Here is a 21,701-nt window from a genome sequence, read left to right as displayed (position 1 = left end):
GCAAGGTGGCAAAGGAAAGGGGAGGGGGTTCAATGCCTGTAAATGGCAGAGGTGGTGGCGTGGTGGTGGCAAGGGGGGGCAGTTCTGTGGGCAAGAGTGGTTCAATGGAAGGTAAGTCCGCTTCCAGTTCTGGTGAAAGGCTGACCAAAGGCACCAGTTGATCTCTGGTCAACTCTGGCGGTGTGGGTTCTGGCACACGCACAAAGGCAAGGATGACGGCATGCAGAAAAATTGAACTGGCGATCGCCAGCCGTGTGGGCTCCCACACTGGCCACTGAGAAATCTTTTGCCAAAGGGGTTGAATCGGCAGCCGCAGCATACAAGACACTCCACACCCGTGAATATCCACGACGATTGTATCTCGGCTGATTCTCCCTTATGCCAAGCGAGACTTGCTATGATAAACAAGTAATCCTGTCTTAACGTCAATTTAATTTATTGTGCCGATAAAAGCTAATTCAGCGCGTTCGTGTAATGTCCTGTGGGCGTGAGCAGTCTCCAGCAACTCTTATCTTGGCAAATCTTGGCAAAAGGAGCGCAGTTGCAATGGGATGTTTCTGTCAAACCCACTGGGGTCTTGCAAGCACTCCTGCAACTGAGCCATGGAATCCGTGCAGCCCTCAGTCACCAGCCGTAGCGTCTGCCCCTTGATCTGGCTTGCTGGGTTGAAAAACTCCGCAGCAACTTGTACTCCCTGTAGGGACTCTTGCATTTCCCGTTTGCGCAAGGGCAAGGAATTCTGATCTACTGAGGGAGACTAGTACAGCTACTGAGGGCGATCGCTCCCAATGCAAGCAATAACCAGCAATACTTTCCCGCCAATTAGACCCGTGCCTCCAAAGACTTGAGGTATTCCGTATTTACCCCAGATTCGCGCACAAGGGCAATTTTTCCTGTGCGGGCAATTTCGCGAATCCCGAATTTATTGAGCATTTGAACAATGGCCACCATCTTGCCGGGATCACCCGACACCTCAATGGTCAGGGAATCGTCGGAGACATCCACCACCTTGGCGCGGAAAATTTGCACCAGTTCCAAGATTTCAGAGCGGGTGCTAGCTGTGGCATTCACCTTCAGGAGCATGAGTTCCCGTTCCACACAGGGAATCGTCGTAATATCCTGCACCTTGAGGACATTGATGAGTTTGTAGAGTTGCTTGGTCAACTGCTCAATAATGGCATCATCGCCAGGCACCACCATCGTAATGCGGGAGATGCCAATCTGCTCCGCAGGACCTACCGCCAAGCTTTCAATATTAAAGCCACGCCGTGCAAATAAACCGGCAATGCGAGTGAGCACACCCGCTTCATCTTCCACCAAAACCGATAGGGTATGTTTCATACTGGGATTGAATCTTGCTGCCATGCTGGGATGCTAATTCTTTCTAGCTTAGCGAACAAGCCGACACTCTGCAAAGAGGCGATGGGCAATGCGAAAGAGTTCCTGTCCAGTGTGCAAATAGCGGTCGTCGTAACTGTGGCTAAATTGTTCTAGCTCATCGAGACCATCCACCAGTTGATTCAAACAGTAATAGAGGTGGGCTGCCACCTTGGCCACGGCAGCGGGGTTGGGTTGGGCTTGGAACGTGTAGCGGGCGCGGGTCAGGGCACGGCGACAGTCCTGTAAATAAGTCAGAAACTGATCCATGAGGTCATCATCGAAGGGATCGGCAGCAAGGGCATCAATTTGCCGGGGAAGCGATCGCAAGACTGCTTTAATAGTCCGGCTGACAGGGTTATAGGTTAGCGCCAGCCATTCCTCTAGCTCGCGATCGGCGGCTTGGGAACGTTGAATATTGGGTTTAGCGTTGGTTTGATGAATGCGGTGCTGGGCATCATAGGCTCGCCGGCACTGCTCATCCCCTAAAATTTCATAGGCAGCGTTAATAGCGGCCATTCGCTCATGGCTAGAGCGATCGCTGGGGTGGTAGTCGGGATGATACTGCTTGACTAAGCGCCGATAGGCCGCCTTAATCTCGGCTTGGGTTGCCGTTACTGCTACCTGTAGCGTGGTGTAGGGATTGGGCTGAGACATGGAAATTGCAAGAAACCCTTCCATAGTTTAGGGTAGAGTGCTGATTTGGCGGTGTCGAGAAAGAGTTGTCTATGGAACTGCAAAAACGTCTTGGGGGAGTCAATATTTATCTAGTGGGCATGATGGGGGCTGGAAAAACCACCGTTGGTCGGCTCTTAGCACAACGCCTAGGCTATGGTTTTCTGGATACGGATGCAGTGATTACCGAGTTTCGTCAACGCCCCATTCGCGAGATCTTTGCCCAAGAGGGGGAAGCTGCCTTTCGGGAGTTGGAACAACAGGTCTTGGCACAAGTCTCTTGTTATCATCATTTAGTAGTGGCCACAGGCGGCGGTATTGTTTTAAGCCCGATGAACTGGAGTTATCTGCGTCATGGGATTGTGGTCTGGCTCTCTGTCCCCCTTGCGGTTCTCTGTCAACGCCTACGCCATGATCAGGAACGTCCCCTTTTACAGAAGCAGCCCCTGGAGGAGCGCTTGGGCGAATTGCTGAAAACACGGCAGCACCTCTATGCCCAGGCGGATTTGGAGCTAAATATCACGGCCAAAGATACCCCTGAAACGGTGTGCGATCGCCTCTGGGAAGCCTTACCGGGTATTTTGAAACCCACTGAGCCATGTTAGAAGTTTTAGCGATTCTTTCAGCAGCAGCCGCCGGCGGGTTACGGTTAGCACTTCCCCTCCTTTTGATTGGACTTTTGCAGGGAGAACAACTCTGGTCACAGGTACCCTTACTGCGCCATTTTTCCCCCTATGGGGTGGTTGGTGTTTTAACCGCTTGGTCATTTCTTGAGATTGTTTTGGCGGGTAATATTTGGGGCTACCGCCTGATTATCCTTGTGCAACTGTGCTTTAGTCCCCTTGTGGGTGCCCTCCTTGGCATGACCGTAGCCACAGCAACAGAAACCCCCCAATGGCTCATTGCTACCCTCAGTGGTCTTTTTGCCTTTGTGTTGCAATTGGTGCAGGTGGGCTGGTTTTATCGCCTCGGAAAACTACCCCGCTGGGTGATTGTCGGCCAAGATATCCTGTGCGTACTGTTAATATTATTTGCCCTCAGGGCACCCCAGCAGGGCGGGTTGATTGCCTTACTGTTGTTGTGGCTAGCCGTTCGCAGTGCGAAGGATTGGCAGCAACGACATCAGCGCTCTCGTCAGCGGCAGCGAAGTTCCTAGTACTTGTGTTAAAGTCGCTCTAACGTGGTAGGAGGATGTGGATGTGAACCAGCAGGCATTCATCGCAACAGCAATGATTAGTGTCGCCCTCACCAGCGGTGCTGCCTTTGCCATGCCTTCCCCCCTGCAGCAACTGGTGCAAACCAATGCTTGTCCCGGCTGTGATCTGCAGAATGTCGATTTACGGGGCTATAACTTGGCGGGAGCAAATTTGCATGGTGCCAATCTTCAGGGCGCCAACCTCCAAGATACCAACCTCATGGTGGCCAATTTGGTAGGGGCAAATCTGAGTAATGCCAACCTCGCCGCCGCTTATTTAGAACGAACCAACTTAGAACAGGCCAATCTGAGTGGTGCGAACCTTAGCCATGCAATTTTGCGCCATAGCCGTGCCCCCCGTGCCAATTTCAGCAACAGCAATTTAACAGGAGCGGATGTGCGTTACGCCGATTTTCGCGGTGCCCTTCTCGACGGTGCCAGCCTTGAACAGGCAAATATGCAGTGGGCACGGCTAAGCAATGCCAGTGTCAGTCAGACCAACTTTAGCGATGTTTACCGTCCCCGCATGCCCTATCGCCTCAATCTCTACTAAACGCTAGGGGTAGCACTCATTAGTTCGTAGGGAACCTTTGTGCCCCCAAGACCACAGTAGCCATTTACATTGCGGTGGAGATACTGTTGGTGGTAAGGTTCGGCAAAGTAAAATTCAGGGGCTGGCAGAATTTCAGTGGTGATCGTGCCGTAACCTGCGGCTTTTAGGGCTGCTTGGTAGCGATCGCGACTAGCTTCTGCAAGGGCTTTTTGCTCAGGGGAGTAATAGTAAATACCGGAGCGATATTGCGTCCCCACATCATTGCCTTGGCGCATTCCTTGGGTGGGGTCATGATTTTCCCAAAAGACCTTGAGCAACTCCTCATAGGTTACTTGCTGGGGATCAAAGACCACGCGCACCACCTCATTGTGGCCGGTCATGCCAGTGCATACCTCTTGGTAAGTGGGATTGGGGGTATAGCCGCCTGCGTAGCCCACCGCAGTGACATAGACCCCTGGGACTTGCCAAAACTTGCGCTCAGCGCCCCAAAAGCAGCCCATGCCAAACATGGCTAATTCCATACCTTCGGGATAGGGAGGGGTCAAGGGACAACCCTTCACAAGATGAGCCGCTGGTACTGGCATTGGTTCTGCCCGGCCGGGCAACGCTGCACTGGGGCTAGGCATTGTCAGCTTTTTGAATCCGAAGAATCCCATAACTGATGTCCACTGAATGATTTACTACGTTTCTCTATTCTGACGAGCTTTTAGTGAGTCGTGCCAGGATTCACAGCCGTCTCAGGTTTAGTTTGCTGCCGGTGGTTGCCGCCGTTCCCATTCCTGTAAGGGACGCTGGAGGGCATTTTTAAGGTCAAGGGGAACCAAGGTCACCGTCATTTTTTCGCGCGGTGCCGCTGGCGGGTCAATTTCTGCGTAAAGCTTGAGGCCGTCAAAGGTGGTGTCGCCCAAGCGTAAACGGTGCCGCTGGCCATCTTGGAGCGTAATATCCACAGTGGCCATTGGCGGAGCGAGGCCATAATCCCCAGCACGTTCAGTCGGTACTTCAAAAGAGCGATCGCGCTGACCTGTGGCCAACAAATTTAATAAGAAAACAACGGCGCCCTCTTCTGCGGGGGTTTGCTTTTCCCGATCAATGACCCAGTTGCCTGTAGCCAACTTTTTCAGGTTCAGGCTGTAATCAGGGGCAGTAATTTTCAATGCTGCAACATCCGCCTCTTGAAAGTGAAAGAGGGGTTTTTGGGTTTGCTTATCACTGCTATTGGGACTGGGCAGTTGTTGCTCAAAAAGAAAGAGACCGCCGCCTAAAACAGCCGCTGTTGTTAAAAGAACTAGTGTTTTTGTGCGGATACCACTTGCCATTACCTATTAATTATAGGCTCATCCATAAGACAGACTCTCAAGCTCCTTGACGCAACTTATCCAGCACCGAGCGATCTTCCAATGTCGAGGTATCCCCAGCCACCTCTTGACCTGCAGCAAGGGAACGGAGGAGCCGCCGCATGATTTTGCCGGACCGTGTTTTGGGCAGCGCATCGGTAAAGCGAATTTCCGCTGGCCGCGCCAAGGCACCAATTTCATTGACGACGTGCTGCTTTAGCTCCTGTTGAAGGGCATCGCTGGGGGTAGCCGATCCTTCAAGAATAACAAAGGCAACGATTTCTTCCCCTTTGATTTCGTCGGGTTTACCGACCACGGCGGCCTCCGCAACCGCAGGGTGGGAGACCAATGCCGATTCAATTTCCATTGTGCCCAAGCGGTGACCAGACACATTGATTACATCGTCAACCCGTCCCATTACCCAAAAGTAGCCATCCTCATCCTTGCGGGCACCATCACCAGCAAAGTAAATGTACTGGCCATCGCGCGGCGGAATGTGTTCCCAATAGGTGCGGCGGAAGCGATCGGGATCTCCATACACTGTGCGCATCATCCCCGGCCAAGGGTAACGAATCACTAGATAGCCACCCTCATTGACGCCCACCGGGTTGCCCTCGAGATCGACAACATCCGCCAAAATCCCCGGAAAGGGCTTGGTGGCAGAGCCGGGTTTCATGGGAATTGCCCCTGGCAAGGAGGTGATCATGTGACCCCCCGTTTCCGTTTGCCACCACGTATCCACAATCGGGCAGCGCTCACCGCCAATAACGCGGTAGTACCACATCCATGCTTCAGGGTTAATGGGTTCGCCCACAGTTCCCAACAGGCGGAGTGAGGAAAGATCTCGCGACCGGGGCAAGTGTTCCCCCATTTTGATAAAGGCACGAATGGCCGTGGGAGCGGTGTAGAAAATTGTGACTCTGTACTTTTCAATAACATCCCAGAAGCAGCCGGGGTTGGAAGCGCGGGGTGCCCCTTCGTACATGAGGGTGGTTGCCCCGTTGGAGAGTGGCCCATAGACAATGTAGCTGTGACCCGTAATCCAGCCCACATCCGCCGTACACCAATAGACATCGGTATCTTGCAGGTCAAAGACCCACTGAGTGGTGATGTGGGTGTAGAGGTTATAGCCGGCGGTGGTGTGCACAACCCCCTTGGGTTTGCCAGTGGAACCGGAGGTATAGAGAATAAAGAGCATATCCTCACTGTCCATGGGTTCGGCAGGACAGTCGGCACTGACACCCTTTTGCAAATCGTGCCACCAGTGATCGCGACCGGGCACCATCGTAACCGGCTGTTGGGTGCGCTGCACCACCAAGACATGTTCAACACTGGGAACCGCCTGATGGGCAAGGGCTTTGTCCACTTGATCTTTAAGGGACACAATGGCATCTTTGCGCCAGCCGCCGTCAGCGGTGACAACAAGTTTGGCTTGGGCATCTAAAAGGCGATCGCGGAGAGCTTCGGCACTAAATCCGCCAAAGACAACAGAGTGGGGGGCGCCAATACGGGCACAGGCCAACATGGCAATGGCTGCTTCGGGAATCATCGGCATATAAATGCCCACGCGATCGCCCTTTTTCACCCCCAGTTGTTTGAGGACGTTGGCAAATTGGCACACTTCGCGGTGCAATTGGGCATAGGTGAGGGTGCGGCTGTCACCGGGTTCTCCCTCCCAGATCAAGGCTGCTTTATTTTTGCGCCAGGTCTTGAGGTGGCGATCCAAGCAGTTGTAGGTAATGTTAATTTTGCCGTTGACAAACCATCGGGCATGGGGCGGTTGCCAATCTAAAACTTGATCCCAAGGTTGAAACCACTCTAATTCCTGCTCAGCCAATTCGCCCCAAAAGGCGGCAGGATCAGCTTTGGCCTTTTCATAGAGGATATTGTAGGCCTCAAGGGAATTGATCCGCGCCTTGGCCACAAAATCGGTGGGGGGATAAAAAAGGCGGCGTTCCTGCAGAATGGACTCAATTGTGGGCTGACTCATCCGTTTTATCCGTGGCAGCAAGATCTATGATAGGGGCGATCGCTCCCCAGCTAAAGGGTCTTACCGTTGAACCCAATCTAGACCAATCCCCCGCGCCATCATTGCTGCCAATAGGGGAATGGCGCTAAGAAAAGCTAGTTCAGCCCGAATCACCCACGTTAAGCGCTGTACCGCTGGCAATTCTAGGGTTGGCGCTTTCTCTTCTCGCAACGGTTTAATCCACAGCAAAAAGGAGATTGTCGGGTACAGCGACAACAGCCCCACCAAAATAAATAAGCCCACCTTGAGGTGAAAGACAGGGTTGGCCAAATAATACTCGCTGCCTTTGCCAAAATAGAGAACCCGCAAAATGCCTGTGACAAGAACGGTCACCGCGGCAATGCCATAGAGGGCATCGGTGATCACCAATTGCCAAGCCTGCTTGAGGTCTAAATCTTTGCGCAGGGTGAGGTGCTCCACAACAAGGGCAGCAAAAGCCACCATAAAACTGAGATAGTGCAGATAGGCGATCGCGGCACTGCTCCAAAGGGCGTTCATCCGAAATTTTCCTTGGCGAGTGAGAGACTTTGCAAAAAGAGCTGTATTCATCCTAGGGGGCAGCACCGGGATGTGCAAGTGCCAAGCCCCAGAGGTTTTGAGGCGTTAGCCACGGCGTAGATCTTTGGCCATGGAGCGAAAGAGGTCTAAGCTGGGATCTTTGCGGCGGCGTTCCTCTTCTTCTACGGGGGGCGTTACCACCTCACTGACGCTGGGTTCGGCTTTACCTTTGTTTTCTTCTTCGGGATTGATTTTTTCAATGGAGGAGACTAACTCCACGACTTCTACTTCTTCTTTGGCACCACCAGTGGCAGGGAACGTTTTTTTCACAACCTTGGGGGTACGCATGTACTCAATGTTGCCGTAGGTCTTGGCTTCATCGGGATCGAGAAAAAAGTCTTTACTCCGTTGGGCATCAGCTTGCTTGCGCCGACGGAAAAGGCCATCAAAAAGTCCCATAGCGGAATTGTTACCTTTTGTGAAGAAACCGCTGATTAGTTTATAACATAACGTCAAAGGAAAACTATGGAAAATTACAGCAGTTGCTAGCGATCGCCTACTCTGGCGAAATGGTCAATTTTAGCTGTTCAGATATAAACTGTTTTTATTCTACCCTTCCCCATTACGGGATGGGCAAACAACGGTGCAGCCCTTTCTTAAAGGGCAATTTTTGTCTGCCAACCTCGCCAAGACCTAAATCCTCATGGTAGGTTAACGGTTGAAATGCCACAGGATGCAGGACTATGCAAGCCAAAACCAAAGGGGAATCGCTCGTCCGCTTACTGGATGTCGGTAAGGCCTACCGTCAACCTAACGGTCAGGTCATTAGCATTATGGAAAAGATTAACCTTGAATTGCGCACAGGGGAAATTGTTGCCCTCCTAGGGCCATCGGGATCCGGTAAATCAACTCTGATGCGTATTATTACGGGTTTGGTTGCACCTACATCTGGGCAAGTATTGTACCGCGAGCAGCCGATGCAGGGCTTGAATCCAGGGGCAGCGATTGTCTTCCAAAGTTCAGCCCTCTATCCATGGCTCACTGTCTTGGAAAATGTGGAGCTGGGGCTAAAAGCACTGGGGGAAGGCCCGCGATCGCGGCGGCGCAAGGCACTGCGAATGATTGACATTATCGGCTTAGATGGTTTTGAAAACGCCTACCCCAAGGAACTGTCGGGGGGGATGCGGCAGCGGGTAGGATTTGCCCGTGCTCTAGCAGTCGAACCAGAACTCCTGTGTATGGATGAGCCATTTTCAGCCTTGGATGTGCTGACGGCGGAGAACCTGCGCTTTGAACTTCTCGACCTGTGGTTAGAGCACAAAATTCCCACCCAGAGTATCTTGATTGTCACCCACCACATTGAAGAGGCGGTCATTCTCGCCGATCGTATTATTGTTTTGGGAAGCAATCCCGGCCGGGTGCGGGCAGATTTTCCGGTAACACTGCCCCACTATCGCGATCGCAAGAATCCGGAATTTCAAGCCACCGTAGATCGCATCTATAAAATTCTCACCAACCCCCATGTAGATGAACTAGAGCAACTGGAACCCAAGCCAACCACCCTGCCCACCAGTCAAGAACCCCGTTATCCACTGCTGCCCCATGTGCGCATTGGCTCGATTGCCGGTCTATTGGAACTTCTTGAACATCGCAAAGAAGACCTCTATCGCATTGCTCAGGAGCTGCAGCTGGAACTAGATGACATTTTGCCCATTGTCGAAGCTGCCCAGATGATGGAACTAGTGGAACTCAAGGAGGGCGACATCAGTGTCACCCCCATTGGCAATGCCTTCATTCAGGGGGACATTGACCAACGCAAGCTGATTATTCGCCAGCAACTTCTTAAGCATATCCGCCTTGTACAGCAAATCCACACCTTCTTGATGGCCAAACAAAACCATCGCATCCCTGAGAGTTTGGTGCTCGATATTCTAGAGCGGCACTTTACGCCCCAAGAAGCCGATCGCCAGCTTAATACCGCCATTGACTGGGGACGCTACGCCGAACTCTTTAGCTATGATGAACCCGCTAGGGAAATTTTCCTTGAAACTAGTGAAACTGAAGAGCCGTTGCCCCTTGAAACAACTGCCATTTGAGAAGAATTGCCTACTGAGCTTGCCCTTGGCTAAATTCTTCTAGTGCCTCTACCACGTGGGTAGCATACATCAAAGCAGGACCGCCATCCATCGCCACGGTCACCATCAGAGTCTCCATAATTTCCTCAGGGGTTGCGCCCGCGTGCAAAGCAGCACGGGTATGGAAGGCAATGCAGCCGTCGCAGTGCTTGACGACGCCAATGGCCAAGGCAATTAACTCTTTGGTTTTACTATCGAGGGCACCGGGGTTTGAAGAGGCGCGACTCAGGTTATAAAAAGCTTTCATGGCATCTGGCATTGCCGTTGTTAGTTTTGCGGTGTAGGACTTAATGTGGTTGATTTGCTCGGTGTACATCGCTGTCCTCCAAAATTGCTGTTGCTTCTATCATCGTCGCTAAGGGAGGTTATGCCGCTGAAACTTCAACGTTTTTTTCTTCTTCATGTCCCTTTGACGACAAGAACAGGTTAGGGAATGATTGAGAAGTTAAGCAATATTCAGTGTGTAGGTATGCAATTTGGATGGGTTAGTACGGCTGGTCTTTTCAGTGGATTACTCCTGATGCTGGGAGGTCAAGGGGCAACAGGATTGACAGCATCCCTAGAGACACCGCCAGCGGTGATTCCCTCTCCAACCAACCCTCTGTACACAGCCGTGAATGAATTTGGCCAGCCCCAGTTTCAAGTGGATGGGCGCAGCCTATTTCGCGATCGCCCCCTGCCTTCGCGACCTATTAGCACAGCACCTATGAAACTACTCCAAGTATTGCGCAACACCCGCCACTATTTTCAAGAGTTTGGTGATACAGATGTCGTTGCCCAGCGGGAGGGGATTCTTGCCATTAAAGGCGTCACTCTAGCCCAAGTCCTCGACACGCTGGACTTTATGATTGCAACACTGACAGAGGACATTAGCAGTAAGCGCCCGATCCGTTTACAAGATGCAGCATTTATTAATCAGCACTTTCGCGTGATCCAGTGGCTGCCCCACAACCCCCGCAACCCAAATCAAACGGAGGAATTGCGCCTGACCAACTATGCGGTGTTTACCCATCGCGGCTCGCGCACCCGCACAGACACCTACAATACAGCTCTTTATGCCTTGCCGCCTCGCCTTCCCGATCAACCAGAGAACCTATTTTATCGGCAATTCACAAAGCAACAAGTACTCGCGGGAATTTTTGAACCCGGCGGTTCTCTCTATGGACAGGTGCAGCCCTTGGCCTACTTGACGCGCGCCGCATTTGAAGATGCCCTGATGCAAGGAACGATTCTCGTCCAATTTAGCGATGGTGGCCAAGCCTTTTTTAATGTGGATCGCAACAATGGCATTCCTTTTGTGAAGGGAGTTTCTCCCTACGAGCAGCGACGCTACTGGTATTTTCGTGAGGTGGCGGCCATCAAGGGCTACGGCAGTACGATTGAAAACAAAATCAATATCGAACCGGAGGTGACCTTTGCCGGAGATGTCTGGAATATCGGCCTAGGGCGAGTCGTAGTGATTGAAGATACACGGGGTACCCCCCCAAAACTGCACCTTGGCGTTATTGCCGATACGGGGGGAGCCTTTGTACCCAATCTCTATCAGTTGGACTTTTTGGCGGGGATTTTTCCTGACCGTGCCAGCTATCAAGCGGCTGCCCGTCGCTTACCGAACTATGTCCATGCCTATATTTTGATTAAAAAATAGCCCTAGCGCTGTCCTAGAAATTTGTGGGTTTGGGGCACAACGCGCACATTGCTCAACCGTGCCTTTAACTGCGCTTGCCACGCGAGGACTTGGGCTGGAGTGGGTGGAGGGGTACAGCGGCCGGTACCTACGGGTGTTACAGGTTGCAGAAAGACCGGGATATGGAGGTTCACGCCGGCCACAAGAGCACTGAGCCGATCGAGATCGGCAGGGTCGGTGGTTTGGGAAATAATCACTTTGCAAAAGACCTCAACACTGGCGCGATCGCACAGGCGCAAAAAGGCTTCATGGGCTGACCAATGGCACTCACCACTAACGCTGGGGAGCTTGATGTCCATGCCGACACTGTCAAGATAGGGAAGAACCAGTTCCAGTGCCGCTGGATGATGTCCCCCGGTTTCCAGGTAGAGGGGCAGTGAGCTATGAGCTTTTAGCAGGGGTAAAAATTGTGCCAATGTTGCTGCATGGAGGAGCGGTTCACCGCCGGTGAGGCTAATACTGTCATGGATGGGCGGAGTGTTGAGGTGTTGTACAGCTTCGAGAATGTGAGCAGCAGTAACGGGATTGGGAATCCGTTGAAAGTGGCGATCGCCAGTGGATTCTTCAATCAGGGCATGGGGGGGAACAAACCATGTGTGGGCACTGTCACAGTAGGTGCAGCGGAGATCACAGCCCGCCAAGCGAATAAAAATTTGCCGACACCCCACATTGGCGCCTTCCCCTTGAATGGCTGAAAATATCTCTACCAAAGGAAGCGTAATCTGTGCAAGGGAGGAATTAGTGTTAGTCTGCTGCTCTTTTACAGAAATCACAGGGAATGTGCAAGCCTGATCACCGTTGAACTTTCTTTCCAATAGTACCTTAAAGATAGTTAGCGTTTCAGTAGGTAAATGCTATGTCTGCCCATCGTTTCGGCCTTTTGTGGCTACTTGTCGGTACCTTGGCAATGGGAACGAGTGCCCTGCCAGTCATCTTGCCAGTGTTACCTGCTGTTGCCCAAAATCCCGCTCATCAAGCCAGTGAGTTCGATCGCTACATGCAGCGGGGCTACCAACTAACTGCTCAGCGGGACTATCAATCCGCTTTAGTGAATTTCCGCCGTGCCCTCAGCCTGCGTCCCAGCGATCGCTATGCCCTCACGGCTATCGGTAATGTGGAAGCCTATATTGCTCGCGATCGCTACGCTGCCCAGGGGAGTCACCGTCTCATCTTTGTGCCCCCAAATCGTGGCATGCCGGGGCAACGGATTGCAGGCGCCACCCGCTTTGGTGAGTGTACCCAAGGCTCCCTGGCAAAAATTGTCGCCCTTGTTCCCGATAACAACTTGAGCATGACGGCTGCGGCCAATCCCAGTCTCTTTTTCTTTGTCCCCCAAACCACAGCAAAATCGGCAGAACTGCTGCTGCTTTCGGAAGCGGGAGAACTGTTGTTGAGGCAACAGGTGCCCCTCCATGGTAAAGCAGGGATTTTACCCGTGACGGTGGATGCCGCTAAGGTGAAGCTGCAACCAGGGCAAAAATACCAGTGGTTCTTTTCCCTCATCTGTAAGCCCAATGAACCGGATGCCAATCCCTTTGTCAGCGGCTGGATTGAGCGGGCTAAGCTAGATAGCAACCTTGCCCAAGTGATCACCGCTATGCCACCGCGCGATCGCTTGCCCCTTTTGGCCATTAGTCAACTCTGGAATGATACCTTAGCAACCCTTGTGGCGCTGCAGCAAAACAATCCCAATGATGCCGCAATCAAACAGCAGTGGCAGGACGTGCTCAAGAGTGCGGGGATTGATCCGCAAATTGTCAATATGCCCCTGTTGCGCTAGAGTCTCCTGTGCCGATATTGAGGGCGGTTGGCTGACCCCAAATCCCACATCAAGTTGCACTAGGATAGAAGGTAGGCTGCATTCACAGGAACGTGTGCCATGCTCAAGATAGCCCGATTGCCATTTCCCCTTTGGCTAACCAGTATTGTGCTCCTTGGAGCGATCGCCCCCCTGCCTGCCTTGGCACAACGGGCGGCGGGTGACATTGTAATTATTGGCAACTCTCCCGATGACTGGGGTCGTAATCAACGCTACTGGAATCATTTGCTCAACCTGTCGGGGGCAACCGCAGCCGCTTCTACGCCGACAACGTCGGGGACTCCCCAGGAAGTTGACCCCAAAGTTCTAGAACAACAGCTTCTACGCAATATCCGCTTGGGTCAGCCGCAGCTTCAGCCTGTACTCAAGTTACCGGGGTCTTCAGTGGTGACAGGCACCGTGACGAACAATAACCGCCAACCAGTAACAATTCAGGCCATTAACTATGAAGTCGTGGATGCCAATGGCCAAATTCTGCAAACGGGTGCGGCGACTCCAGAACCGGCAACCGTTGCTCCCGGTCAGACAGTGACATATCAAGAAGTACTCCCTACTGTGCCAGCGGATATTGGAGCACGGGTGCGGTTGAGTCAGCCGGCGGTAGTGCTGCAGGGGGGTGTCTAGACTTCGCCTCGGCATCACTGGGGGGATTGCCTGCGGTAAATCTGTGGTGGCTGCCTACTTGCAGCAACGCTATGGGTTGCCCATTGTGGATGCCGATTTATTAGCGCGGCAGGCAGTTGCCATCGGGACGCCCATTTATCAAGCCATTGTCAAGCGCTATGGGGGCGAAATTTGCCGTAGGGATGGCGCTATTGATCGCCCGCGTTTAGGGGAAATTATCTTTGCCCAGCCCCAAGAGCGCCAATGGCTAGAGGCGCAAATTCACCCTTGGGTAATTGCCGCGATGGAGCGAGTAATTGATACTTGCCATCAACCCCTTATTGTCTTGGTGATTCCCCTTCTGTTTGAGGCTCACCTTGAAGGACTTGTGGATCGCATTTGGGTGGTGGCCACCACACCTGAGCAACAGTTGGCTCGCCTGCAGCAGCGCGATCGCCTCTCTAGACATGCAGCCGCCCAACGCATAGTCAGTCAACTGCCCCTAGAGGAGAAAATTCGGCGGGCAGACACGGTTCTTTGGAATACAGGGAGCCTTGAGGAACTCTACCGTCAGGTGGATCAAGCTTTTTCTCTACTGAACCGAAATGGCGAGGGAAGTTAGCCCCATTGTTACCTGTTGCAGGAAACTTTCTGGATGAATGGGCAGGGGAATGTAGCGATCCACCCCCTGATAGTTCCCCTCTGATCCCAAAATAAAAATCTTGAGTTGCTCTGGGGGGCAGCGTTGCCGCAACTGATCCACCAGCTCTTGCACATCACCATAGCTAAAGGGTTCTGCAAAGAGGACAGCAATGGGCGTGAGTGCCAGCAGCCGCTCCACTTCACCATCTACCAGCCAAATCACTTGATAGCCCGCTGTGGTCAAAATAGAACAAATCAGTGTGGCGGTGGGTTCATCCTCACTCACAAGAACAATCCGTCCTGCAGGCTCGACCAGCACATCTGTTGTTGCAAGGGGCGGGACATCCAGCTTGACTTTGGGGGGTTCTGTAGGGATCGCGGGAAGACCAACGGTAAAGGTGCTGCCTTTGCCTTCAGTGGAGTCTACCTCAATCCAGCCATGGTGCAGATCAACCCACTGCTTGGTTAGGGCTAGGCCTAAACCTGCTCCAGGATAGGCGCGGCCAAAGGAGCTATCTAACTGCTGAAATTTTTGAAAGAGCAAGGGTTGTAAGTGAGCAGGGATACCAATGCCATTGTCCTGCACTTGAAAAATGAGTTCGTCCTCTTTCCACCATGCCCGTAGAATGACTTCCCCCATTGCAGGGGTGAACTTAATGGCATTGCTAAGCAGGTTAATGAGGATTTGCTGAATGCGGCGGTAGTCTCCCCAAAAGCGATCGCGACTGGGGGGAATCATGAGTTGGTGGTGCAGGTTAACCTGATGGCGATGGGCTTGGGGTTTGACGACTTCAATGCAGTCTGTACACAGTTGCCGAATCGAAAAGGTGCTGCGATGCAGGTGCGATCGCCCCAGTTCCGCCTGAGAGAGATCGAGAATACTATTGATCAATTCCAATAGATGCGTGCCACTCTCATGGATAATTTCTAGGTATTCCCGCTGTTTTGCCGTCAGCGGGCCAAGGGGCCAGCGTAATAGGGTGGCGGAAACCCCAATAACACAGGTCAGGGGAGTGCGCAGTTCGTGACTCATGGTGGCCAAAAAGTCATTTTTGATGCGGTGGGCGGCTTCCATGGCACTAAGAGCTTCCCGCAGCGCCTGGGTGCGCTCGTTGACACGCTGTTCTAGGGTGGCTTTCTGCTGTTGCAGTTCGCTGTAGAGCTGTGCTTGATAGATGGCAATGCTCAGATGTTGACTGAGATGGTTGAGAAACTCAATTTCTTGGGGTTGCCACTGCCGCGGGCGATCGCACTGATGGGCAATGAGTACCCCCCAGAGTTTGTCTTGAACAATAATTGGCACAATTAACCACGCTCGGATTTGCCACCGGGCAGCGAAGTCCCGGAGACAGGGCACTTCCTTGTAAAACTGCTCAATGTTGCTAACAACAATGGTTTCGCCGCGGCTCAGGCGCTGATAGCTACTCGCGGGTAAAGCTGACCACTGCCAACATTGATCCCAAAGTCCAAGGACGGAGGGAATATCTTGATGGCGGCAGGACTCATAGGTAATTTTCCCGTGGAGTTCTCCTTCAGTGGAGCTGAATTGCCCCACCAGTAGGCGATCCACATCCAAAAACTCGCGAATGCGATCGACTGCTGTTTTCAGCAGTTCTGGCAGTTCAAGACTCTGGCGAATTTGGGTTGTTACTTGGTGTAGCAATCGTTCTTGGGCTTGACGCTCATTGAGGGCTGCTGTGACCAAAGGTTGACAGCTTTGACACTGAGTTGCTGTTTCTTCACTGAGAACAGCCATAAGGGCAATCGCCAGATCGGTGGGCAACATCTGTGCTTGACCGTTCAAGGCAGTGAGTTGCTGCAACACAGTGCGGATCAGGGGGCGGTGCTTCACGGGAACTTGGCTACGGATTTTGCGCAAGAAGCCGGCGATCGCCGCAGGGTCGGTGAGAATTTGTACCCGATAGGCACTCGTCTGCGGCACGGGTTCTGCCTGCAACAGCAGCGCAAACGTCTCTGCCACGACGACTAGAAAAGGGGCATCGGCAGAGGCGATGAGTTCTTCACGGGTAAGGACAGTCGCTCCGCGATGGCTAGCTTCTGCGAGCAGGACTGTGGCGATTCGCTCGTAGAAAAATGCTGGTAAAATTCGATCAAAGACGGGCGGGCGCATAGTTTTTTAAGTTCAATCCTTGATCGGTTCATCGCAAAAAGTGGCATCGCCCTGCGGGTCGCGATCGCCAGAAACTTTTTCCCTTCATTTCCGTTGTAGCGGCTCAAGGGAGACAAGGGGAAAAGCCTACCAGTTTCTTTAATGATTCTTGTCAAGGTATGCATCGAATTCTGACATTGAATGACCCGACTGTTGCCACAGATAACAGCGATGTTGCATTTCTACAGCAAAGCAGTGCTCCCATTGTTATTTTAACGGCAGCGGATACGGATATTGCCCTGCTAGCGCACGCCTACCGCCAATTGCCTAAGGACTTTCCCCCGCTGCGCCTTGCCAACTTATTGTATCTACAAGCAGCAGCAGTCATTGATGACTATGGCGATCGCGTCCTAGCCCAGGCCGAGGTTGTTGTGATTCGCCTTTTGGGGGGACGGGGCTATTGGAGCTATGGCCTAGAGGTGGCGCAGCAAGTGGTCGGCGATCGCGGAGGGCAGTTGATCCTCCTGCCAGGGGACGATCGCCCCGATTTGGAACTAATGAGTTTATCGAGTTGGCCGCTGGCACGGGTAGATTACCTGTGGCAGTACTTTTGTGAAGGGGGACAGGAGAATTTTCAGCGAGCGCTCGAATTAATTGGTCACTATGGCTGCGGTTGGGGGCAGCCCCCCCTGCCCCCCCAAAGGATTCCACGCTGGGGTCATTATCCAATTCAAGGGGAAATAGGCAGGGATTGGCCTCAGGTGGGCATTCTCTTTTACCGCGCCCACTACTTGGCAGGCAATACTTCGGTGATTGATGCCCTTGCTCAAGCCTTAATTCAGCGGCAACTAGCACCTGTACCTGTGTTTGTCTCCTCACTGCAAGACCCGGAAGTACAACGGAACCTACTGGCAGTATGGCAGGGCAAGGTGGAATTGATTCTCAATACCACGGGGTTTGCGATCGCCAAACCCAATGAGATTCATCTTTGGCAGCAGCTAGATGTCCCTGTGTTCCAAGTGATTCTCAGCAGCAGTACCTACGAGACTTGGCAACAACATCCCCAGGGTCTAATGCCACAGGATCTCGCAATGCACGTGGTTTTGCCGGAGGTGGATGGCCGCATCATTACCCGCGCAGTCTCCTTTAAAACCGTGTCGCAAATCCAACCCGAGGTGGAAACGACCATAACCACCTATGCTCCAGCCCGCGATCGCCTGCAATGGGTCAGTGAGCTGGCGGCCAACTGGCTCAAACTCCGCCGTAAAGCGCCCGCTGAACGCCGCCTTGCCCTGATTTTGGCCAACTACCCCTGTCGCGATGGTCGTCTTGCCAATGGCGTGGGTCTCGACACCCCCAACAGTACCGTAGAGCTGCTCAAGGCACTTCAGAGAGCCGGCTATGATCTTGGCGCTAATCCCCTCCCCAGAGATGGCGATGCCCTCATTCAACATCTCAGCCGCTCCTACACCAACGACCCCGAAGGCAATCAGTGGCGGCTGCCGCGCTACACTCTCCCCCTTGAAACCTACCAGCGCTATTTTCAGGCACTGCCAAAGGCTGCCCAGGCGGCCATCGGCCAACGCTGGCCCTCTCCCACTGCCGATTTACCCATTGCCGGCAACTGTTGGGGCAACATCTTTGTTGGTGTTCAGCCCAGCCGAGGCTACGATCGCGACCCCAGCTTGAATTACCATGCCCCCGACTTGGAACCCACCCCGGAATATCTGGCCTTTTACTTTTGGCTGCGCCATGTGTTTGGGGCGGATGCCATTGTCCATGTGGGCAAACACGGCAATCTGGAATGGCTCCCCGGCAAAAGTATTGCCCTCAGTGACACCTGCTTTCCAGAAATTGTCCTAGGTCCTGTGCCCCACTTTTATCCCTTTATTGTCAATGACCCCGGCGAGGGTGCCCAAGCTAAACGGCGTGCCCAAGCGGTCATTTTGGATCACCTGACGCCGCCTCTAACCCGCGCCGAGTTATATGGTGGCCTAGAAACCCTTAGCCACTACATTGAGGAGTACTACGCGGCCGAGCAGTTCGATCGCCCCCGCTTAACCCTCCTGCGGCAGCAGATTGAAACCCTGGTCAAAGAACTGGATTTAGACCAAGAAATTGCTGCCCCCAATCCAGAGGAAACATGGACTGCATGGCTAGCACGCACCGATGGCTATCTCTGCGATTTGCGGGATGCCCAAATCCGCGATGGCCTGCATATCCTTGGCCAATGTCCGCAAGGGCAACAGTTACGGGATTTGATCATTGCCATTGCCCGCAGTCCCAGCTCAGAGCATATCGGTCTTACTCGCGCGCTGGCCCAAGACCAAGGGGTAGATTTAGACCCCCTCACCGCCGATCCAACTGCTCCCAGTCCTGTCCCCGGCTATCGTTCTGTGGGCGAGTGGCAAAATGCCCTAGAGGTGGCGGCGGCAAACCTAGTGGAGGCTCTGCTCAACGGCACCCCAAACCTCCCCTGTGGTGGGGCAACTCAGCAGGTGTTGGATTGGATTCGCACCGTACTCTACCCTGCTCTACAACAGACTCCCCAAGAAATTCAGCACTTGCTCCATGGCCTCAGTGGTGGCTATGTCCCCAGTGGGGCTGCCGGTGCTCCGACTCGGGGTCGTCCCGATGTCCTGCCCACCGGAAGGAATTTCTATGCAGTGGATCTGCGGGCGGTACCCACAGAGGCTGCCTGGGCGTTGGCAGAGCGAGCGGCAGCGGCACTCATTGAACGCTACTGTCAAGAGCACGGAGAATTTCCGCGGACCCTTGGCCTCTCGGTATGGGGCACAGCCACCATGCGCACAGGGGGCGACGATATTGCCCAAGCCCTTGCCTTGTTGGGGGTACGTCCGGTGTGGGAAGGCGCCTCGCGGCGGGTCGTGGATTTGGAGGTGATTCCCCTATCGCTGTTGGGGCGGCCGCGGGTAGATGTAATGCTGCGGATTTCTGGCTTTTTCCGCGATGCCTTTCCCAATTTAATTGCCCTCTTCGATGAGGCAGTGCAGCGGGTGAGTCAATTGGAGGAACCTGCGGATCAAAATCCCTTGGCTGCTCAAGTGGCTCAAGAAACTGCCCACTGGCAACAGCAGGGTCTTTCTCCGCAGCAAGCCCAACAACGGGCGCGCTTTCGCATCTTTGGCTCCAAACCCGGTGCCTATGGCGCTGGACTCCAAGGCCTCATTGAAGCACAAAACTGGCAGGGCGATGAGGATTTAGCCCGTGCCTACATTTACTGGAGTAGCTATGCCTACACTGGGCAAGGACAGAGCCACAATGCGGCTGAAGCCCTCGAGCAACGTCTCAGACAGCTACAAGTGGTGCTGCAAAACCAAGATAACCGCGAGCATGATCTGCTGGACTCCGATGACTATTACCAGTTTCAGGGGGGCTTGACTGTTGCTGTGCGATCGCGATCAGGGCAGCAGCCTACGGTTTACTTTGGCGATCACTCGCGGCCAGAACAACCCAAAATTCGCACCCTCCAGGAAGAACTGTTGCGGGTCTATCGCTCCCGCGTGGTCAATCCCAAATGGCTAACAGGTATCCAACGTCATGGCTACAAGGGCGCCTTTGAAATGGCAGCCACGGTGGATTATCTCTTTGGCTATGCCGCCACCGCTCGCTGTGTACCCGACTATGTGTTTGCTGGTGTTGCTCAGACCTACTTACTCGATGGGGAAGTGCAAGCCTTTGTGGCGCAGCATAATCCCTGGGCACTGCGGGATATGGCCGAGCGACTCCTAGAAGCAGCTCAACGTCAACTGTGGCAGAGACCCGATCCGCAAATTTTAGACCGCCTGCGATCGCTAGCTCTAGAGGCCGAGGGTCTAATTGAACAACTTTAGGCGGCCTTCCCCATTCTCACCTCAGCCGCTGGCGGGAGCGTTATATCCTAATAGAGTAAAATCCAGCGCAGTACCCGCGCTACCGCTGCCACCAAGCAGACAATGACCAACTGTCCCGGTAAAGCAACAAGTGAATATTGCTCCAGCAGTTCTGGCAAAGGTTGATTCAATTGTCCCGCCAGAGCCAGACCACCGAGGTAAAGGGCACCGCAAAGATGAATGAGAACTAGTCCTGCTCCGCTACTAAAGGCAAGCCATTCTAGGGTTACCCGCTTTTGCGGGCGAAAGGCGAGCCAACCACAAACCCAAGCCGCCGGCACAAAACCCAACAGATAACCGAATGTCGGTTCACGCCAATAGTCCAGACCACCCCCTTGGGAAAACACTTGAAACCCACTTAGTCCCAGAATTAAATAGGCCACCTGTGAGAGGGCTGCGGCTTGCCGCCCCCCCATACAGCCAACGAAAAGAACTGCCGCCACTTGATACGATACGGGTAACGAGTACACAGGAATTGCCGTCCATGAGGTAGGCAACACAACTTGTCCTTCCTCATTCAGGAGGTTGGGGATAGCGATCGCTGCTTCCATGAACGTTCCGGCGACGGTTAGCAGGAGGCCTAAAATCGCCCACAACAATTCATCAAGGGGTGACACGTCGTTTCTCAAGAGCGCTGCAACTCATTAGGCGGGACTGACGGAGCCGGACTTGTATAACGAAACGTGAGATCCGTATCCCCCATCATGATAATGTCCCCATGGTGTAATACCCGCTCATCCGCTAGGGGGGTACCGTTAATCAGTGTGCCATTGCGACTGTTGTGGTCACGAATGAGGTACACTAGGGCACTGCCCCGAGGTCGTAGCTCAATAGTGGCCTGATGTCGTGAAACGTAAGGATCATGGATGATAATGTCACAGTCACTGGCTCGCCCAATTTTCCAAAAAGCCTTGCCTGCGAGGTGATACTTGCCGACTATTTTCCCTTGGGAACACACAATCAGCCATGCTTGTTTGTCAACATCGGGAAAGTGCGCCATAAAAGTCTGCCACGGATGCTTTTACCATATGTACTTCACTCTAGCTTTTAGGGCTGGATGATACTTTGAAAGCCTACGGAATCTGAGATTGAATGTTTTTAATATTTTAATAGTTTAATAGGCAATTTACAGATATCAACCTCAGTGC

At 53.1% G+C, this 21,701-nt stretch carries 22 protein-coding genes and 1 pseudogene; 10 read left to right on the top strand and 13 right to left on the bottom strand.

Annotated features, from left to right (window positions below; all coding sequences use genetic code 11):
- Window positions 1-319, bottom strand: a pseudogene (locus P3X23_RS00115) (hypothetical protein); the annotation flags it as partial.
- Window positions 320-487: 168 nt separating this feature from the next.
- Here P3X23_RS00115 and P3X23_RS00110 point away from each other — a divergent pair.
- Window positions 488-637: a hypothetical protein gene (locus tag P3X23_RS00110; RefSeq protein ID WP_300871868.1), complete on the top strand. Its 150-nt coding sequence runs from the start codon at window positions 488-490 to the stop codon at window positions 635-637.
- Between the two features lie 185 nt (window positions 638-822).
- On the opposite strand, the gene ilvN is transcribed toward P3X23_RS00110, so the two are convergent.
- Window positions 823-1,341 (bottom strand): acetolactate synthase small subunit, encoded by a 519-nt coding sequence (gene ilvN, locus P3X23_RS00105; RefSeq protein WP_149817577.1) that lies wholly within the window; start codon window positions 1,339-1,341, stop codon window positions 823-825.
- A gap of 48 nt (window positions 1,342-1,389) precedes the next feature.
- On the bottom strand, window positions 1,390-2,034 hold the full coding sequence (locus P3X23_RS00100) for a J domain-containing protein (RefSeq protein WP_300871865.1): 645 nt from the start codon (window positions 2,032-2,034) through the stop codon (window positions 1,390-1,392).
- 71 nt (window positions 2,035-2,105) lie between these two features.
- On the opposite strand from P3X23_RS00100, the gene P3X23_RS00095 reads away from it, so the two are divergent.
- Genes P3X23_RS00095 through P3X23_RS00085 form a run of 3 tightly spaced genes read left to right on the top strand, consistent with a single transcriptional unit; the run spans window position 2,106 to window position 3,800 of the window.
- A complete protein-coding gene (locus P3X23_RS00095) occupies window positions 2,106-2,657 on the top strand; it encodes a shikimate kinase (protein ID WP_300871863.1) in 552 nt (183 codons plus the stop codon).
- Window positions 2,651-3,208, top strand: a complete 558-nt coding sequence (locus P3X23_RS00090) for a DUF4126 domain-containing protein (RefSeq protein WP_300871860.1) — start codon at window positions 2,651-2,653, stop codon at window positions 3,206-3,208. Before P3X23_RS00095 ends, P3X23_RS00090 begins: the two co-directional genes overlap by 7 nt.
- Window positions 3,209-3,251: 43 nt before the next feature.
- Window positions 3,252-3,800, top strand: a complete 549-nt coding sequence (locus tag P3X23_RS00085) for a pentapeptide repeat-containing protein (protein ID WP_300871858.1) — start codon at window positions 3,252-3,254, stop codon at window positions 3,798-3,800.
- On the opposite strand, the gene msrA is transcribed toward P3X23_RS00085, so the two are convergent.
- From msrA to P3X23_RS00060, 5 genes are all read right to left on the bottom strand, one after another.
- Window positions 3,797-4,456, bottom strand: coding sequence for a peptide-methionine (S)-S-oxide reductase MsrA (msrA, locus tag P3X23_RS00080; RefSeq protein WP_300871855.1), 660 nt, complete (start codon window positions 4,454-4,456; stop codon window positions 3,797-3,799). The two genes, P3X23_RS00085 and msrA, sit on opposite strands and share 4 nt — an antisense overlap.
- Before the next feature lie 87 nt (window positions 4,457-4,543).
- Window positions 4,544-5,119: a DUF4340 domain-containing protein gene (locus P3X23_RS00075; RefSeq protein WP_300871852.1), complete on the bottom strand. Its 576-nt coding sequence runs from the start codon at window positions 5,117-5,119 to the stop codon at window positions 4,544-4,546.
- A gap of 37 nt (window positions 5,120-5,156) precedes the next feature.
- The gene (gene acs, locus P3X23_RS00070; RefSeq protein WP_300871849.1) at window positions 5,157-7,127 is read right to left on the bottom strand and encodes an acetate--CoA ligase; all 1,971 of its coding nucleotides are present in this window, start codon (window positions 7,125-7,127) and stop codon (window positions 5,157-5,159) included.
- 60 nt (window positions 7,128-7,187) lie between these two features.
- Window positions 7,188-7,664, bottom strand: coding sequence for a DUF2214 family protein (locus P3X23_RS00065; RefSeq protein WP_300871846.1), 477 nt, complete (start codon window positions 7,662-7,664; stop codon window positions 7,188-7,190).
- A 105-nt stretch (window positions 7,665-7,769) separates the two neighbouring features.
- Window positions 7,770-8,123: a hypothetical protein gene (locus P3X23_RS00060; protein ID WP_300871844.1), complete on the bottom strand. Its 354-nt coding sequence runs from the start codon at window positions 8,121-8,123 to the stop codon at window positions 7,770-7,772.
- Between the two features lie 284 nt (window positions 8,124-8,407).
- Here P3X23_RS00060 and P3X23_RS00055 point away from each other — a divergent pair, with 284 nt between their 5' ends.
- The gene (locus tag P3X23_RS00055; RefSeq protein WP_300871843.1) at window positions 8,408-9,760 is read left to right on the top strand and encodes a nitrate/sulfonate/bicarbonate ABC transporter ATP-binding protein; all 1,353 of its coding nucleotides are present in this window, start codon (window positions 8,408-8,410) and stop codon (window positions 9,758-9,760) included.
- A 10-nt stretch (window positions 9,761-9,770) separates the two neighbouring features.
- Here the strand turns inward: P3X23_RS00055 and P3X23_RS00050 are convergent, their stop codons facing one another.
- On the bottom strand, window positions 9,771-10,115 hold the full coding sequence (locus P3X23_RS00050; RefSeq protein WP_300871841.1) for a carboxymuconolactone decarboxylase family protein: 345 nt from the start codon (window positions 10,113-10,115) through the stop codon (window positions 9,771-9,773).
- A gap of 153 nt (window positions 10,116-10,268) precedes the next feature.
- On the opposite strand from P3X23_RS00050, the gene P3X23_RS00045 reads away from it, so the two are divergent.
- A complete protein-coding gene (locus P3X23_RS00045) occupies window positions 10,269-11,447 on the top strand; it encodes a hypothetical protein (RefSeq protein WP_300871839.1) in 1,179 nt (392 codons plus the stop codon).
- A gap of 2 nt (window positions 11,448-11,449) precedes the next feature.
- Here the strand turns inward: P3X23_RS00045 and P3X23_RS00040 are convergent, their stop codons facing one another.
- A complete protein-coding gene (locus tag P3X23_RS00040; RefSeq protein WP_367186440.1) occupies window positions 11,450-12,256 on the bottom strand; it encodes a 7-carboxy-7-deazaguanine synthase QueE in 807 nt (268 codons plus the stop codon).
- An 86-nt stretch (window positions 12,257-12,342) separates the two neighbouring features.
- Here P3X23_RS00040 and P3X23_RS00035 point away from each other — a divergent pair, with 86 nt between their 5' ends.
- The 3 genes from P3X23_RS00035 (at window position 12,343) to coaE (ending at window position 14,530) form a co-directional block, all read left to right on the top strand.
- On the top strand, window positions 12,343-13,266 hold the full coding sequence (locus tag P3X23_RS00035) for a DUF928 domain-containing protein (protein WP_300871836.1): 924 nt from the start codon (window positions 12,343-12,345) through the stop codon (window positions 13,264-13,266).
- 99 nt (window positions 13,267-13,365) lie between these two features.
- On the top strand, window positions 13,366-13,929 hold the full coding sequence (locus tag P3X23_RS00030; RefSeq protein WP_300871834.1) for an FxLYD domain-containing protein: 564 nt from the start codon (window positions 13,366-13,368) through the stop codon (window positions 13,927-13,929).
- Window positions 13,922-14,530, top strand: a complete 609-nt coding sequence (gene coaE / locus P3X23_RS00025) for a dephospho-CoA kinase (protein ID WP_300871832.1) — start codon at window positions 13,922-13,924, stop codon at window positions 14,528-14,530. The genes P3X23_RS00030 and coaE overlap by 8 nt, the downstream gene beginning before the upstream one ends.
- Here the strand turns inward: coaE and P3X23_RS00020 are convergent.
- The gene (locus tag P3X23_RS00020; protein ID WP_300871830.1) at window positions 14,501-16,681 is read right to left on the bottom strand and encodes an ATP-binding protein; all 2,181 of its coding nucleotides are present in this window, start codon (window positions 16,679-16,681) and stop codon (window positions 14,501-14,503) included. The genes coaE and P3X23_RS00020 overlap by 30 nt on opposite strands.
- Before the next feature lie 158 nt (window positions 16,682-16,839).
- Here P3X23_RS00020 and cobN point away from each other — a divergent pair, with 158 nt between their 5' ends.
- Window positions 16,840-20,514, top strand: a complete 3,675-nt coding sequence (gene cobN / locus P3X23_RS00015) for a cobaltochelatase subunit CobN (RefSeq protein WP_300871827.1) — start codon at window positions 16,840-16,842, stop codon at window positions 20,512-20,514.
- Between the two features lie 47 nt (window positions 20,515-20,561).
- Here the strand turns inward: cobN and P3X23_RS00010 are convergent, their stop codons facing one another.
- Window positions 20,562-21,170, bottom strand: a complete 609-nt coding sequence (locus P3X23_RS00010) for a biotin transporter BioY (protein ID WP_300871824.1) — start codon at window positions 21,168-21,170, stop codon at window positions 20,562-20,564.
- 8 nt (window positions 21,171-21,178) lie between these two features.
- A complete protein-coding gene (locus P3X23_RS00005) occupies window positions 21,179-21,553 on the bottom strand; it encodes an FHA domain-containing protein (RefSeq protein ID WP_300871821.1) in 375 nt (124 codons plus the stop codon).
- Window positions 21,554-21,701: the final 148 nt, after the last annotated feature.

It is taken from the genome of Thermosynechococcus sp. Uc, from assembly GCF_029335995.1.
Taxonomy (GTDB): Bacteria; Cyanobacteriota; Cyanobacteriia; order Thermosynechococcales; family Thermosynechococcaceae; genus Thermosynechococcus.
The sequence above is the reverse complement of the archived record's forward strand: the minus strand, read 5'-3'. Positions and strand labels throughout refer to the sequence as shown.

Excerpts from the sequence above, each read along its gene's own strand:
- P3X23_RS00055 (WP_300871843.1), top strand. The coding sequence starts at position 8,408 with ATGCAAGCCAAAACCAAAGGGGAATCGCTCGTCCGCTTACTGGATGTC.
- msrA (WP_300871855.1), bottom strand. The coding sequence starts at position 4,456 with ATGGGATTCTTCGGATTCAAAAAGCTGACAATGCCTAGCCCCAGTGCA.
- P3X23_RS00095 (WP_300871863.1), top strand. The coding sequence starts at position 2,106 with ATGGAACTGCAAAAACGTCTTGGGGGAGTCAATATTTATCTAGTGGGC.
- P3X23_RS00030 (WP_300871834.1), top strand. The coding sequence starts at position 13,366 with ATGCTCAAGATAGCCCGATTGCCATTTCCCCTTTGGCTAACCAGTATT.
- acs (WP_300871849.1), bottom strand. The coding sequence starts at position 7,127 with ATGAGTCAGCCCACAATTGAGTCCATTCTGCAGGAACGCCGCCTTTTT.
- P3X23_RS00035 (WP_300871836.1), top strand. The coding sequence starts at position 12,343 with ATGTCTGCCCATCGTTTCGGCCTTTTGTGGCTACTTGTCGGTACCTTG.
- cobN (WP_300871827.1), top strand. The coding sequence starts at position 16,840 with ATGCATCGAATTCTGACATTGAATGACCCGACTGTTGCCACAGATAAC.
- P3X23_RS00090 (WP_300871860.1), top strand. The coding sequence starts at position 2,651 with ATGTTAGAAGTTTTAGCGATTCTTTCAGCAGCAGCCGCCGGCGGGTTA.
- P3X23_RS00100 (WP_300871865.1), bottom strand. The coding sequence starts at position 2,034 with ATGTCTCAGCCCAATCCCTACACCACGCTACAGGTAGCAGTAACGGCA.
- P3X23_RS00065 (WP_300871846.1), bottom strand. The coding sequence starts at position 7,664 with ATGAACGCCCTTTGGAGCAGTGCCGCGATCGCCTATCTGCACTATCTC.
- P3X23_RS00050 (WP_300871841.1), bottom strand. The coding sequence starts at position 10,115 with ATGTACACCGAGCAAATCAACCACATTAAGTCCTACACCGCAAAACTA.
- P3X23_RS00005 (WP_300871821.1), bottom strand. The coding sequence starts at position 21,553 with ATGGCGCACTTTCCCGATGTTGACAAACAAGCATGGCTGATTGTGTGT.
- P3X23_RS00045 (WP_300871839.1), top strand. The coding sequence starts at position 10,269 with ATGCAATTTGGATGGGTTAGTACGGCTGGTCTTTTCAGTGGATTACTC.
- P3X23_RS00075 (WP_300871852.1), bottom strand. The coding sequence starts at position 5,119 with ATGGCAAGTGGTATCCGCACAAAAACACTAGTTCTTTTAACAACAGCG.
- P3X23_RS00020 (WP_300871830.1), bottom strand. The coding sequence starts at position 16,681 with ATGCGCCCGCCCGTCTTTGATCGAATTTTACCAGCATTTTTCTACGAG.
- P3X23_RS00060 (WP_300871844.1), bottom strand. The coding sequence starts at position 8,123 with ATGGGACTTTTTGATGGCCTTTTCCGTCGGCGCAAGCAAGCTGATGCC.
- ilvN (WP_149817577.1), bottom strand. The coding sequence starts at position 1,341 with ATGAAACATACCCTATCGGTTTTGGTGGAAGATGAAGCGGGTGTGCTC.